The organism is Alistipes sp. i18-0019-D1 (assembly GCF_042852885.1).
GTDB lineage: Bacteria > Bacteroidota > Bacteroidia > Bacteroidales > Rikenellaceae > Alistipes.
Map to the genome: position 1 here is coordinate 2,308,568 of NZ_AP031424.1, position 13,497 is coordinate 2,322,064.

At 59.5% G+C, this 13,497-nt stretch carries 15 protein-coding genes; 13 read left to right on the plus strand and 2 right to left on the minus strand.

Annotation, left to right across the window (positions count from 1 at the left end; translation table 11 throughout):
• Nucleotides 1–126 precede the first annotated feature (126 nt).
• The 3 genes from ACGHP5_RS09580 (at nt 127) to ACGHP5_RS09590 (ending at nt 3,046) form a co-directional block, all read left to right on the plus strand.
• Nucleotides 127–1,119 carry an aspartate-semialdehyde dehydrogenase gene (locus tag ACGHP5_RS09580; RefSeq protein WP_337657318.1) on the plus strand — a complete coding sequence of 331 codons (993 nt, stop codon included), beginning with the start codon at nt 127–129 and terminating at the stop codon, nt 1,117–1,119.
• Between the two features lie 50 nt (nt 1,120–1,169).
• Nucleotides 1,170–1,664 (plus strand): hypothetical protein, encoded by a 495-nt coding sequence (locus ACGHP5_RS09585; protein WP_290533563.1) that lies wholly within the window; start codon nt 1,170–1,172, stop codon nt 1,662–1,664.
• Nucleotides 1,665–1,825: 161 nt separating this feature from the next.
• Entirely contained in the window at nt 1,826–3,046 is a 1,221-nt protein-coding gene (locus tag ACGHP5_RS09590) for a site-specific integrase (RefSeq protein WP_337756060.1), read from the plus strand.
• A gap of 82 nt (nt 3,047–3,128) precedes the next feature.
• On the opposite strand, the gene ACGHP5_RS09595 is transcribed toward ACGHP5_RS09590, so the two are convergent.
• Complete coding sequence (locus tag ACGHP5_RS09595; RefSeq protein ID WP_295903201.1) at nt 3,129–4,553, minus strand: sialate O-acetylesterase; 1,425 nt, start codon at nt 4,551–4,553, stop codon at nt 3,129–3,131.
• 12 nt (nt 4,554–4,565) lie between these two features.
• On the minus strand, nt 4,566–5,942 hold the full coding sequence (locus ACGHP5_RS09600) for a tryptophanase (protein WP_390566389.1): 1,377 nt from the start codon (nt 5,940–5,942) through the stop codon (nt 4,566–4,568).
• Nucleotides 5,943–6,066: 124 nt separating this feature from the next.
• On the opposite strand from ACGHP5_RS09600, the gene ACGHP5_RS09605 reads away from it, so the two are divergent.
• From ACGHP5_RS09605 to ACGHP5_RS09650, 10 genes are all read left to right on the plus strand, one after another.
• Nucleotides 6,067–6,249, plus strand: a complete 183-nt coding sequence (locus ACGHP5_RS09605) for a rubredoxin (RefSeq protein ID WP_290533559.1) — start codon at nt 6,067–6,069, stop codon at nt 6,247–6,249.
• A 32-nt stretch (nt 6,250–6,281) separates the two neighbouring features.
• Nucleotides 6,282–6,893 carry a superoxide dismutase gene (locus ACGHP5_RS09610; RefSeq protein ID WP_295903196.1) on the plus strand — a complete coding sequence of 204 codons (612 nt, stop codon included), beginning with the start codon at nt 6,282–6,284 and terminating at the stop codon, nt 6,891–6,893.
• 215 nt (nt 6,894–7,108) lie between these two features.
• Nucleotides 7,109–8,164, plus strand: coding sequence for a BF3164 family lipoprotein (locus tag ACGHP5_RS09615; protein ID WP_337756064.1), 1,056 nt, complete (start codon nt 7,109–7,111; stop codon nt 8,162–8,164).
• A gap of 205 nt (nt 8,165–8,369) precedes the next feature.
• Nucleotides 8,370–8,732 (plus strand): hypothetical protein, encoded by a 363-nt coding sequence (locus ACGHP5_RS09620; protein ID WP_290533556.1) that lies wholly within the window; start codon nt 8,370–8,372, stop codon nt 8,730–8,732.
• A gap of 106 nt (nt 8,733–8,838) precedes the next feature.
• Nucleotides 8,839–9,189, plus strand: a complete 351-nt coding sequence (locus ACGHP5_RS09625) for an NADH-quinone oxidoreductase subunit A (protein WP_009599057.1) — start codon at nt 8,839–8,841, stop codon at nt 9,187–9,189.
• The gene (locus ACGHP5_RS09630; protein WP_337656858.1) at nt 9,180–9,836 is read left to right on the plus strand and encodes an NADH-quinone oxidoreductase subunit B; all 657 of its coding nucleotides are present in this window, start codon (nt 9,180–9,182) and stop codon (nt 9,834–9,836) included. The genes ACGHP5_RS09625 and ACGHP5_RS09630 overlap by 10 nt, the downstream gene beginning before the upstream one ends.
• A gap of 62 nt (nt 9,837–9,898) precedes the next feature.
• Nucleotides 9,899–11,446, plus strand: a complete 1,548-nt coding sequence (locus tag ACGHP5_RS09635) for an NADH-quinone oxidoreductase subunit C (RefSeq protein WP_337756082.1) — start codon at nt 9,899–9,901, stop codon at nt 11,444–11,446.
• 12 nt (nt 11,447–11,458) lie between these two features.
• The gene (nuoH, locus tag ACGHP5_RS09640; RefSeq protein WP_290533553.1) at nt 11,459–12,535 is read left to right on the plus strand and encodes an NADH-quinone oxidoreductase subunit NuoH; all 1,077 of its coding nucleotides are present in this window, start codon (nt 11,459–11,461) and stop codon (nt 12,533–12,535) included.
• Nucleotides 12,536–12,537: 2 nt separating this feature from the next.
• Nucleotides 12,538–12,978, plus strand: a complete 441-nt coding sequence (locus ACGHP5_RS09645) for an NADH-quinone oxidoreductase subunit I (protein WP_290533552.1) — start codon at nt 12,538–12,540, stop codon at nt 12,976–12,978.
• Nucleotides 12,979–12,981: 3 nt separating this feature from the next.
• Nucleotides 12,982–13,491: an NADH-quinone oxidoreductase subunit J gene (locus tag ACGHP5_RS09650; protein ID WP_290533551.1), complete on the plus strand. Its 510-nt coding sequence runs from the start codon at nt 12,982–12,984 to the stop codon at nt 13,489–13,491.
• The last annotated feature ends 6 nt before the right edge of the window (nt 13,492–13,497 follow it).

The window sequence follows — 13,497 nt, forward strand, 5'->3', positions numbered from 1 at the left end:
TCCGGATTCTGCCGATTTCCAGACCGAAAGGAGGATTTTTCCCGGAAAATCGTTATTTTTGCCTCCGGAGCTTCCGTGTACGGTTCGTCCGAGCGGGAACGATGATCACATTCTAACTTTAGAGAGATGAAAATTGCTATTGTGGGCGTCAGCGGTGCTGTGGGCCAGGAGTTTTTGCGGATTTTGGAGGAGCGCCGGCTCCCGATCGACGAACTGGTGCTGTTCGGTTCGGAACGCAGTGCGGGCCGTACCTATAAATTCCGCGGAAAGGAACTTACCGTCAAACTGCTGCAACACAACGACGATTTCAAGGGAATCGACTTCGCCCTGACGTCGGCCGGGGCGGGCACGTCGAAGGAGTTCGCCGAGACGATCACCCGGCACGGGACCGTTATGATCGACAATTCGAGCGCCTTCCGCATGGATGCCGACGTGCCCCTCGTCGTGCCGGAGGTCAATCCCGAAGATGCGAAGAACGCGCCCCGCCGCATCATCGCCAATCCCAATTGCACGACGATCCAGATGGTCGTGGCGCTGAAGGCGATCGAGGACGTGTCGCATATCCGCCGCGTGCACGTGTCTACGTACCAGTCGGCCAGCGGCGCCGGGGCGGCCGCCATGACGGAATTGGAGACGCAGTATGCCGAACTGGGCGCGGGCAAGGAACCGACGGTGGCGAAATTCGCCTTCCAGCTGGCCTACAACGTGATTCCTCATATCGATGTCTTTACCGACAACGACTATACGAAGGAGGAGATGAAGATGTTCCACGAGACGCGCAAGATCATGCATTCGGACATCGCCGTATCGGCGACCTGCGTGCGTGTTCCGGTGATGCGCGCCCATTCGGAGAGCGTGTGGCTCGAAACCGAGCGTCCCGTCTCCGTGTCCGAAGCCCGCGAAGCCTTCTCGAAGGCCGAAGGCGTGGTGCTGATGGACGATCCCGCCGGCAAGGTCTACCCGATGCCGCTCTTCATCGCCGGCAAGGACCCCGTGTACGTGGGGCGTATCCGCAAGGACCTGACGTGCGACAACGGCCTGGCGTTCTGGTGCGTGAGCGACCAGATCAGGAAGGGCGCGGCGCTCAATGCCGTGCAGATCCTCGAAACGCTGATTTAGCCTTCGGCCGCCTGCGGCGCAGTTGCCGCACATAAACCGGATTTTGGAACATGAAAAAACTTCTCGACGAGCTCAATGCGATGCCCGGACCCGTATGGGTGTTCGGGACATACGCTGTGTACCAAATGTGGTTTTGGGTAGCTGATAACTTTAACCGGTTGGCCGGTTTTCGTTTGTCGCCGGCTTGGACGGATGTGGCTTTCTGCATCGGCGGATTTATTGCTGCGGCCCAGCCGTTGCTGTTTTTTTGGCTGATGCTCCGACGAAGCCGTTATGCCGTGTCGCTGGTCAGTTGGTATGCAGGATTAAGGGCTGTGGCCAGTCTTATTATATTGTTCTCGCCGTTGTATTACGGGGTGTCGAACCTGTGGTATATGCTGTCTGCGGGATTTTCGAGCTTGATGTGGTGCGTCCTGTGGTTCGGCCTGTTGCGCTACATGGAACGATCAGCGGTCATAGCGGAGTTTTTTCCTGTGGAGCAGCGCAAGAATCTTTGGTGGACCGCACTGCCGATGATCGTGCTGATTCTGTTGTACGGGTACTAGTTACCGGATTGGCATATTGGACAGACCCGGCCCGAAAGAGCCGGGTCTGTCTGGTTTGCCGGATTCTTGCCTGAAGTGTGAACTTACCCGATTAAGCAGGGGTGGGTATGCGTGCGAAATAGAGGATAATTGCGACCTTTCGGAACAAATCCCATACTATTATGATCACTTCCGTAAAGGTAAAATTCCGCGCATCGCGCGTGTCCGGCAAGGCCGGAACCGTCTACTATCAGTTGAGTCGTCTCCGCCGGATCCGCTGCATTACGACCGACATCCGCTTGCTGCCCGGCGAGTGGGACGCTTCGGCGCAGCGGACCGTCTCCCCGGAGCCGGGCCGCGTCCCGGTCTGGCAGTGCCGCATAGCGTGCGACGTGGACCTGCTGCGCCGGATCATCCGCGACCTGGACCGCGAGGGGCGGCCCTATACGGTCGACGACGTCGCCGACCGCTTCGGCGCATTGCCGCGCGGCGTGGGTGTGACGGCGTTCATGCGCGAGCAGATCGCGCAGCTGACGGCCGACAACCGGCTGGGCACGGCCCGCAACTACACGCGCACGCTCCACAGTTTTTCGGGCTTTCTCGGCGGCGGCGAGCTGCCTTTCGCCGCGTTCACCGAGCGGCTGGTCGAGGAGTACAACGCTTACCTGCTGCGCCGCGGGGTCGTCCGGAACACCGTGTCGTTCTACATGCGCATCCTGCGCTCGGTTTACAACAAGGCGGTCCGCAGGCGGCTGGCCGAACCGGCATCGCCGTTCGGCGGCGTCTACACGGGCGTCGACCGCACGCGCAAACGGGCTATCGACGAGCGGCTCATCGCCCGTCTGAAAAACCTCGACCTGCCGGTTTCGGGTCCGTTGCCGCTGGCCCGCGACCTGTTCGTTTTCAGCTATTGCGCGCGCGGCATGGCGTTCGTCGACATGGCTTTTCTCCGGAAAAAGGACATGAGGGACGGGGCGATACACTACGTGCGCCGCAAGACGGGCCAGCGGATGACCGTGCATCTGGAGGCGTGCATGCGCGAAATCATCGGCCGTTACGCCTCGCGCACGCGCGATACGCCCTATCTTTTTCCGGTGCTGACGGCCGAAGACCCGGCCCGGGCCTATGCGCAGTATCAGGGCGCGCTGAACTACTACAACCGGCTGCTGAAAAAACTCGCGTCGCTGCTGGGGTTGGATTCCGGGCTTTCGTCCTATACTTCGCGCCACAGCTGGGCGACGGCGGCACGCAACCACAATGTGCCGCTGCCGGTGATCAGCGCCGGAATGGGGCACACCTCCGAGCGCACGACGCAGATTTACCTCTCGGCGCTGGAAACCTCGGTCGTCGACTCCGCCAACCGGAAAATCCTCGCTTCGCTGAACCGCTGCGCCTCCTGCTGACCTCTCCGGAGGTGCGGGCCTCGAAAAATCCGGCCGCGGAGGTTTTGTCCCCGCGGCCGGATCGGTCGGTTGGAATATGTGTTTACTTCACCTCCCAGTCGTCGGTGCGGAACGAGGAGACGGGGATGCCGGAGGCGTTGAAAAGGGAGGCTTCGGGAGCGTTCCGGAAGGCGTAGCGCACGGCGACCGGTTCCGGAACGGCGTCGCACGCGACGATCAGACGGCCTTTGCCCTTCTCGATCCAGGCCGTGGCGGGATGGAACGTGCGGTCGGCGCCGGCGACTTCGAAACCCGTGAGCGTGTCGCCCAGCGGAGCCAGTCCCTCGCGTCCGACGCGGAAGGTCAGGTAGGCTTTGCCGTCGGCGACCTCCATCTTTTCGTAGACGGGCGTCTCGGCGTCGATGCCTTTCATGCCGTAGGTTTTCGACAGCGCCAGCCATGCGAGACGCATTCCGACCTGTTGTTTCTTTGCCGGATGGATGCAGTTCCGGTTGCCGATGTCGAGCGTCGTGGCCATGCCGCTCGAAGGGATGTCCTCCAGATTGCGCAATTGTGCCTCGCGCAGCAGCGCCGAGCCGATTTCGTCGGCATTCTCATAGCGGTAGGGGGCGATCTGCACGTAGTAGAACGGCAGTTCGCCCTGCGCCCAGCGGCTGCGCAGCATCCCGACGAAGGAACTCATCAGCGCGCGGTACTGGGTGGGGCGCAGGCGGTTCGATTCGCCCTGATACCAGAGGAAACCCTTCACGGTGAAGGGCACGAGCGGCGCGATCATGCTGTTGTATAGCCCGCAGGGCTTATTCTGGGGAGCCTTGATCGGAGCCGGGTTGTCGAGGAACGAGAGGTCGAACTCCTTGAATCCGGAGATCGTTTCGCGGTCCATCCACGCCTCGACGGGCGTGCCGCCCCAGCAGGTGACGATGACACCTACGGGGACGTCCAGCACGCTCTGCAGGTATTGTGCGAAGAAGTAGGCCGTGGCGCTGGTCCCGGCGACCGCTTCGGGGGTGTGCTTCAGCCATTGTGCCGTGCACTCCTCCTGCGGGGTGCGCGCCGTGCCGCGTTTGACGGTGCAGAGGCGGATCGGCGTCGCGGCCTTTGCCCGGATGATCGCGTCCGCCGAACCTTCGACGGGCTGGTTGAAGAATCCGCGCACCGGCATCTCCATGTTCGATTGTCCGGAGCAGAGCCACACCTCGCCGATCAGTACGTCGCGGAGCGTCAGCCGCTCGCCGTCGCTCAATTCGACCGTGTAGGGGCCTCCGGCTTCCGGGGTGGGCACGGCGGCCCGCCAGCGGCCGTCCTTGCCGACGTCGGCCGTAATGCTTTTCGTGCTCCACGAGGGGCGGATCGTGACTTTTTTTCCAGGTGCGGCCTTGCCCCAGAACTGCGCTTCGGACTGCTGCTGGAGCACCATGTTGTCGCCGAAAATGCCGGGCAGGACGACTTTCGCCTGCACACCGAGGGCCGCACCCAGGGCGGCCAGCGAGAGAAGGATTTTTTTCATGGATGGTATGGATTAGATTTTTTCGAGTTCTACGGTGAAGTGGCGCAGGATCGGCGCCTCGAAGGCGATGCGGTAACCCGTGGTGATCTCCGCACGGCGCTCGAAAATGTTGCGGCATGCGGCGGCGATCACCCGGATGTGGTTGTCGGAGTAGACGCGGCGCGGGATGGCCAGGCGCAGCAGTTCGAGTGCGGGGTAGCGGTTCTCGTGCGTCTCGGGGTCGCGGTCGGCGAGGATCGAGCCGATCTCCACGCCGCGGATGCCCGCTTCGAGGTAGAGCTCCACGGCCAGCGTCTGGGCGATGAACTGCTCCTTCGGGAGGTTCGGAAGTGCCTTCTTCGCATCCACGAAGATCGCGTGTCCGCCTGCCGGACGCTGGTAGGGGACGCCGTACTGGTCGAGCAGGTCGCCCAGCAGCCGCACCTGCCGGATGCGGGCGTCGAGCTGTCCGAATTCCGTATTTTCGTCCAGCCCCACGGCCAGCGCGTCCATGTCGCGGCCCGACATGCCGCCGTAGGTGACGTAGCCTTCGAACATGATGCTGAACGACATCGCCTTTTTATAGAGTTCCTCGGAGCGCATCGCCACGAAACCGCCCATGTTCACCGCGCCGTCCTTCTTGGCCGAGACGGTCATGATGTCGGCCCAGGCGTACATTTCGCGGACGATCTCCTTGATCGTCTTCGGGGCGTAACCCTCCTCGCGGGTCTTGATGAAGTAGGCGTTCTCGGCGAAGCGCGCCGAGTCCATCAAGAGGGGCACGCCGTAGCGGCGGCACAGTTCGGCTGTCTGGCGGATGTTGCGCATCGACACGGGCTGGCCTCCGGCCGTGTTGTTGGTGACGGTGAGCACCACGCACGGAACCCTTTCGCGCGGGTTCTCACGCAGGATCTTTTCGAGCTTCGCAAGGTCCATTTCGCCTTTGAACGGCAGTTCCAGCTGCGTGTCGGCCGCGGCGTCGATCGTGCAGTCCACGGCGTGGCAGCGGCGGAACTCGATGTGTCCCTTCGTGGTGTCGAAGTGCGAGTTGCCGGGGACGATGTCGCCCTCCTTGAGCAGCGCCGAGAAGATCACGTTCTCCGCGGCGCGTCCCTGGTGCGTGGGCAGGAACCACGGCATGCCGAACAGGTCGCCGACTGTCTCCTTGAGCCGGAAGTAGGACGACGCCCCGGCGTAGCTTTCGTCGCCGGTCATCATCGCCGCCCACTGGCGGTCGGACATCGACCCCGTGCCCGAATCGGTCAGCAGGTCGATCGTCACCTGGTCCGAGCGCAGTTTGAAAAGGTTGTAACGGGCTTCGCGGATCCACGTTTCGCGCTCTTCGCGCGTGGAGGTGCGGATGGCCTCGGTCATCTTGATCTTGTAGGGTTCGGCGTATGGAAGTGTCATCGTATGATGGGTTTTAGGTTGCAATTCGTCGGCATTCCGACCAAAATTAAGAAAAATTTCCCAAAACCGGAACTCGGGTACGCTATTTGTTCGGGATTCCGCTGAATTTAACCTTCCGAATGCGATGCAAAACTACCGCTGCGTCTACTGCGAATACATCTACGATCCCGTGCTGGGCGATCCGGAACACGACGTGGGCCGGAACACGCCGTTCGACGCGCTGCCCGACGACTGGGTATGTCCCGTCTGCGGCCGGGGAAAATGGGCTTTCGAGGCGATGAAGGAACAAAAAACAAGCGATATATGATTATGTTTATCAATTTATTAATACCTTTGATTATGGCAACGACCGATACCGCGGCTACGCCGCGTTTCACCCCGCAGGACCTGCCTTATGCCTACGACGCGCTTGCGCCCGCAATCTCCGAGGAGACGATGCACTACCACCACGACAAGCATTATGCCGGTTATGTCAACAAACTGAACGAGTTGATCGTCGACACGCCCTTTGCCGGGCAGCCGCTGGAAGACATCATCCTTTCGGCCGACGGGCCTGTTTACAACAACGCCGCGCAGGCGTGGAACCACGAGTTCTTCTTCGAACAGCTTTCGCCGAAACCTCAAAAGGAGCCTTCGGGCGAACTGCTGGAGGCCATCAACCGCGATTTCGGTTCGTTCGACGAACTGAAGGTGCAGATCGGCCGCGCCGCCGCGGGCCTTTTCGGCTCGGGGTGGGTGTGGCTTGCCGAGGACCCCTCGGGGCGGCTGGCCGTCGTCAGCGAACAGAATGCCGGCAATCCCATGCGCCACGGCATGAAACCGCTGCTGGCGTTCGACGTGTGGGAGCACGCTTATTACATCGACTACCGGAACCGCCGTGCCGATGCCGTCGAGGCCCTCTGGGGCGTCGTCGACTGGAAGGTCGTGGGCGACCGCTACGCCAAAAAATAGGCGGTTCACTTCGGTGTTCCGATGCCGTTTCCCATACAGGGGAACGGTATTTTTTTGTGGGTGGCCGGTTTTTCTCGGTTACTGAATAATCTTGCAGCCCTGACTTTAAAGCATATTTTATGAGAAATATTTCGAAAAAATTGGGATATACGATTTTTATATATAATATCGTATAAGGAATGGACCTGGAAAATCTTCAGTAAAATAAGCTATAAATGTTGAAAAAAATAGTTCTGGTCGGTTTTTCCGCCTTCCTGTCGTTGGCTTGCAATACAGTGCCGGTTATCGACGGGAAGATGGTCGTGGAGACGGATTTTAAGGAGGTGCAGCCGCTTCGGGGAACGGTTTGCGATCTGACGATCGAGGGGGATCCGAATCATATTTATCAGGTGGATTCATTGCTCGTCGTGAAAGACAACAACACGGATAAGAGTTTGTTCCTGTATTCGGAAAAGGATTATAAGCTGGTGAATAACATGTTCTCCAGAGGCCGGGGACCGGGCGAATTCATCCTTTGCTGGGACTTGCAGTGTGCGGATTCTCTGGTCTGGCTATTCGATTTGCAGCTGGGGCGGATTTCCTCGTATGCGACAGCGGATTTTATCGCTGCGGCCCACCCTGCCCAACTCCAAACAGTCACGTTCGACGCAATGGGAGTTACCCTTGCGCAAAAAATGAACGACGGGAAATTTGTCGCTTCCTCACTCCGGGAAGATGAATTGTTTACGTTTTATCGGGCAGATGGTGGCCGGGATACGCTGTCGACCGGGAAAGCGCCGTATCCTTTCCGCTTTCAGGGGATTGACGACACCTCCCTGAAAGTCAAAAAAAGAATTTTTGAATATCGGTTGAAATATAATGGGCATAACGATCAATTCGTCGTATGCTACTGTCTGAATAATCTCTTCGAGATTTACAATTCGGATGGCAGTCTGCATAAAAGGATAATCGCTCCTTATCCTTACCTTGTCGATACGAATCATCTTTCAGCCGATAAACTGGGAGTTCCCATCGCCGAACTGATTTTTACTTTTAAGGATTGCTGCCTGACGGATGATCGAATTTTTTTGTTGTATAACGGGTCTTCTCCTACCGGAATGATCGGTGCGCAGTCTAAAATCTATGTTTTTGATTACGAAGGTAATCCGATAAAATATTATTTGCTGGATCGGTATGCGTATAGTTTCTGCATCGATAAACAGGATGGTGTAATATATGCTCTCTCCGACGAAAACGATCAAAAACAGGTCGTAAGGTATAGCATGTTATGAAATTTTTCCGGGCCTGTTTTTTTATGATCATTCGTCCTTTTGCGGTTTGATCTGACCGAAACGAATTTCGTTATTCCGGACAGGCCCGCTGATTCGTGGATTTGTAATCAATATTCGCCATTTTGTGATCTTTTTGGTTCGCCAATGTGTTTTTCTGCGCAAAAGAGTGTATCTTCGCAGCGCAGAAATTTATGATTCGGACCGGATGCAGGAGAGAATTCAATTGGCATTGATTCTGTTGCTCTTCGCCCTGGCGGGGAGTCTGGAGGGTACGTCGTTCCGCAGCGATGGGGAGAACGTGTGCCCTGCCCTGACGCAATCCTCGGTTGCCGGTTCGCATGCCGCGGCATGCAATTATCTCTCCGCCGCGATCTGTCCCTGCACCGCCTCGATCGAGGCTCCCGCAGCTCCTTCGGACCATAAGGCCGCCGTGCGGCAGCTTGCCGGTGCGCGCCTCGCCTGCGATGCCGCTTTCGGCGTCCGTACCGCGATGTGCACCTATTCCCCGGCGTTGCACCCCGACGCCGTGGATTACTACGTCTTCTCCCTGGGACGTATCCTGATTTAGCCCTTTTCCGTCGTTTTCCCTGCCGCCTGTTTCCGGGACCCTTGCCGTCCGCGGGGCGTGCGGGCGTTTCGTCGTGCCGGAATTAAAATCGTAAAACAACATATCTATGTATTTCACGCTATTGGTGGTCGTCATCCTTACGGCCATTGCGCTGGTCGCAGTTGCGCTGGGTATCGCCCGCGCCGTGTCGCCGCGTTCGTACAACCCCCAGAAGGGCGAGGCCTACGAGTGCGGCATCCCGACGCGCGGACGTTCGTGGATGCAGTTCAAGGTGGGTTACTACCTCTTCGCCATCCTCTTCCTGATGTTCGACGTCGAGACGGTGTTCCTCTTTTCGTGGGCCGTCGTCGTGCAGGAACTGGGCGTCTACGGACTGGTGAGCATCCTCTTCTTTTTGGTGGTACTGATTCTGGGCCTTGCCTACGCATGGCGGAAAGGAGCTTTGGAATGGAAATAAAGAGACCGAAAATCAAGTCGATGAAGTACGAAGACTTCAACGACAACGAATACCTCGAACAGATGGCTCGCGAACTGCGCGAGAACGGAACCAACGTGGTGGTGGGGTGTCTCGACGAGGTGATCAACTGGGGCCGCAGCAACAGCCTCTGGCCCCTGACCTTCGCCACGAGTTGCTGCGGCATCGAATTCATGGCCGTGGGCGCCGCGCGCTACGACTTTGCCCGGTTCGGGTTCGAAGTGGCCCGGGCCTCCCCGCGGCAGGCCGACTTCATCATGGTCGCCGGAACCATCACGCACAAGATGGCCCCGGTGCTCAAGCGCCTTTACGACCAGATGGCCGATCCCAAATACGTGATCGCCGTGGGCGGCTGCGCCATCAGCGGCGGCCCGTTCAAGAAGTCGTACCACGTAGTCAACGGCGTGGACCGGATCCTGCCCGTCGACGTTTACATCCCCGGATGTCCGCCGCGTCCCGAGGCGATGCTCTACGGACTGATGCAGCTCCAGCGCAAGGTGAAACTGCAGCGTTTCTTCGGCGGCGTGAACCGGCAGGTCGACCGCGAGGAGTACGAACGCCTGCTGCGGAGCGACCTGACGGCGGAGAAGAACGATTTGAATGTGGACGAAGAAAAACGAGAATTATGACCCTGACAGATAAAATGAAGGCCTGGGAGCCTGCGGCCGTTCGGTCGGAGGCCGGCGATGGGATGTTCACCGTGCCGGCGGAGGCTTTCCGCGGGGTGGCCGAACGCCTGAAGGCCGAAGGCTTCGATTTCCTGCGCAGCCTGACCGGCATGGACTGGGGCGAAGAGGGCTTCGGCGTGGTCTACCACTTCGAAGCCACCTCGACGGGCGAGAACGTCGTGGTGCGGACGCTGACTCCGGAACGCGAACGCCCGGTCCTGCCCTCGGTGTGCGACCTGTGGAAGGCCGCCGAACTGAACGAGCGCGAGGCGTTCGACTACTTCGGCATCCGTTTCCTGAACCATCCCGACATGCGGCGGCTGTACCTGCGCGACGACTGGGTGGGACATCCCCTGCGCAAGGACTACGACCCGGCGCAGAACCCGCTCCGCATGAGCAACGAGGTGTCGAAGGACAGCGCCCCGACCTTCGAGTTGCAGCCCGACGGCAGTTTCATACGCGGGCGCAACGTGCTTTTCGAGGAGGAGGAGTACGTCATCAACGTCGGTCCCCAGCACCCGGCCACGCACGGCGTGCTGCGCTTCCGCGTGTCGCTCGAAGGCGAGATCATTAAAAAACTCGACGTGCACTGCGGCTACATCCACCGCGGCATCGAGAAGATGTGCGAGGAGCTGACCTATCCCCAGACCCTCGCCCTGACGGACCGTCTCGACTACCTCGGGGCGTCGCAGAACCGCCACGCCCTCTGCATGTGCATCGAAAAGGGGCTGGGCGTCGAGGTGCCGGAGCGCGTGCAGTATATCCGCACGATCATGGACGAGTTGCAGCGCATCGACTCGCACCTGCTCTTCTTCGCCTGCCTGTGCATGGACATGGGCGCGCTGACGGCTTTCTTCTACGGTTTCCGCGACCGCGAGAAGGTGCTCGACATCCTGGAGCAGACCACCGGAGGCCGCCTGATCCAGACCTACAACACCATCGGCGGCGTGCAGGCCGACATCCATCCCGATTTCGTGCGCAAGACCAAAGAATTCATTGCTTACATGCGTCCCAAACTGCGCGAATACCACGAGATCTTTACGGGCAACGTCATCGCGCAGGAGCGTCTGAAAGGCACCGGCGTGCTGACGCGCGAGGATGCCATTTCGTTCGGAGCCACGGGTGGCACGGGCCGCGCCGCAGGGTGGGCCTGCGACGTGCGCAAGCGTCATCCCTATGCGATGTACGGCAAGGTGGATTTCGAGGAGGTGCTCTTCACCGAGGGCGACTGCCTGGCCCGCTACATGGTCCGGATGAAGGAGATCGAGCAGAGCATGAACATCATCGGGCAGTTGATCGACAACATTCCCGAAGGCGAATACCAGTTGAAGATGAAACCCGTGATCCGCATTCCCGAGGGCAGCTATTACGCTGCCGTCGAGGGAAGCCGCGGCGAGTTCGGGGTCTTCATCGAGAGCCGGGGCGACAAGTTCCCTTACCGCATGAAGTTCCGCTCGACGGGACTGCCGCTCGTCTCGTGCCTGGAGACCATCGCCCGGGGGACGAAGATCGCCGACCTGATCGCCATCGGCGGCACGCTGGATTACGTGGTTCCGGATATTGACAGATAAAAGAGATAGGATATGTTCGACTTTTCTATAATTACGAGCTGGGTCCACGGGCTGCTGACCTCGCTGATGCCCCTCGGGCTGGCCGTTTTCATCGAATGCGTGATCGTCGGCGGCTGCCTGCTGCTGATGTACACCGTGATCGCCATCCTGATGATCTTCATGGAACGCAAGGTCTGCGCGGCCTTCCAATGCCGCCTCGGGCCGATGCGCGTGGGGCCGTGGGGCACGGTGCAGGTCGTCTGCGACGTCTTCAAGATGCTCACCAAGGAGATCATCACCATCCGCCGTTCGGACAAGTTCCTCTACAACCTGGCGCCCTACATCGTCATCCTCGCCTCGGTGCTGGCCTTCGCCTGCCTGCCGGTCAACAAGGGGCTGGAGGTGCTGGATTTCAACGTGGGCGTCTTCTTCATGATGGCCGCCTCGTCGATCGGCGTGGTCGGCATTCTGCTGGCAGGGTGGAGTTCCAACAACAAGTATTCGTTGATCGGCGCCATGCGCAGCGGGGCGCAGATGATCTCCTACGAGCTTTCCATCGGCCTCTCGATCCTCACGATCATCGTGCTGACCGACACCATGCAGTTCTCCGAGATCGTGGCCCGGCAGGCCGACGGGTGGTTTCTTTTCAAGGGCCACATTCCTGCTTTCATCGCCTTCGTGATCTACCTCATCGCCGGCAACGCCGAGGTCAACCGCGGTCCGTTCGACCTCCCGGAGGCCGAGTCGGAGCTGACGGCGGGTTACCACACCGAGTATTCGGGCATGCACTTCGGGCTGTTCTACGTCGCCGAGTTCGTCAACCTGTTCATCGTCGCGGGCGTCGCCGCCACCATCTTCCTCGGAGGCTGGATGCCGCTGCACATTGCGGGCTGGGAGGGCTTCAACGCCGTGATGGACTGCATTCCGGGCTTCGTGTGGTTCTTCGCCAAAGCGTTTTTCGTGGTGTGGCTGCTCATGTGGATCAAGTGGACCTTTCCGCGCCTGCGCATCGACCAGATCCTGACGCTCGAATGGAAATACCTCGTTCCCATCGGGCTGGCGAACCTGCTGCTGATGGTCATTGTCGTCGTCTTTAAACTGCATTTTTAGTTATGAGTAGCTATATCAAAGGCCTTTTCCACGGACTGGGAACCCTTTTGACCGGACTTAAAGTGACGGGACGCGAGTTTTTCACGCCCAAGATCACCGAGCAGTATCCCGAGAACCGGGCGACGCTGAAGATGTACGACCGTTTCTGCGGCACACTGACGATGCCGCACGACGCCGAGGGGCGCAACAAGTGCATCGCCTGCGGGCTGTGCCAGTCGGCCTGCCCCAACGGAACCATCCGCCTCACGACCGAGACGGTCACCGACCCCGGGACGGGCAAGAGCAAAAAACGGCTGGTGCGCTACGAGTACGACCTGGGGTCGTGCATGTTCTGCCACCTGTGCGTCAACGCCTGCCCGACCGGGGCGATCCGCTTCTCGACCGATTTCGAGCACGCCGTCTACACGCGTGAAAAGCTCGTCAAACAACTCAACAAACAGTAAGTCATGGAAATAACTCTCGAACTGATCGTTTTCACGGTCCTGGCGCTGTTCATCGGCGTCAGCGCGATTCTCGCCGTGACGACCCGGCGCATCCTGCGCGCCGCTACCTACCTGCTGTTCGTGTTGTTCGGCACGGCGGGCATCTACTTCCAGCTCAACTACTCGTTCCTCGGGGCGGTGCAGCTGCTGATCTACGCCGGCGGCATCACGGTGCTGTACGTCTTCTCGATCCTCCTGACGTCGAGCCAGGGCGACAAGGCCGAGGACCTGAAGGGCTACAAGCTCTTCGTGGGGCTGGGCGCCGCACTGGCCAGCCTGGGCATCTGCCTCTGGATAACACTCGGCCACGACTTCCGCCCCTCGCATTTCGAACATGGGGAACTGCACGTGCAGACCATCGGCCACGCGCTGATGAGCAGCGGAAAGTACGGTTACATCCTGCCGTTCGAGGTGATCAGCCTGCTGTTGCTGGCCTGCATCGTCGGCGGCATCCTCATCGCGCGCAAACGCTAAATAATA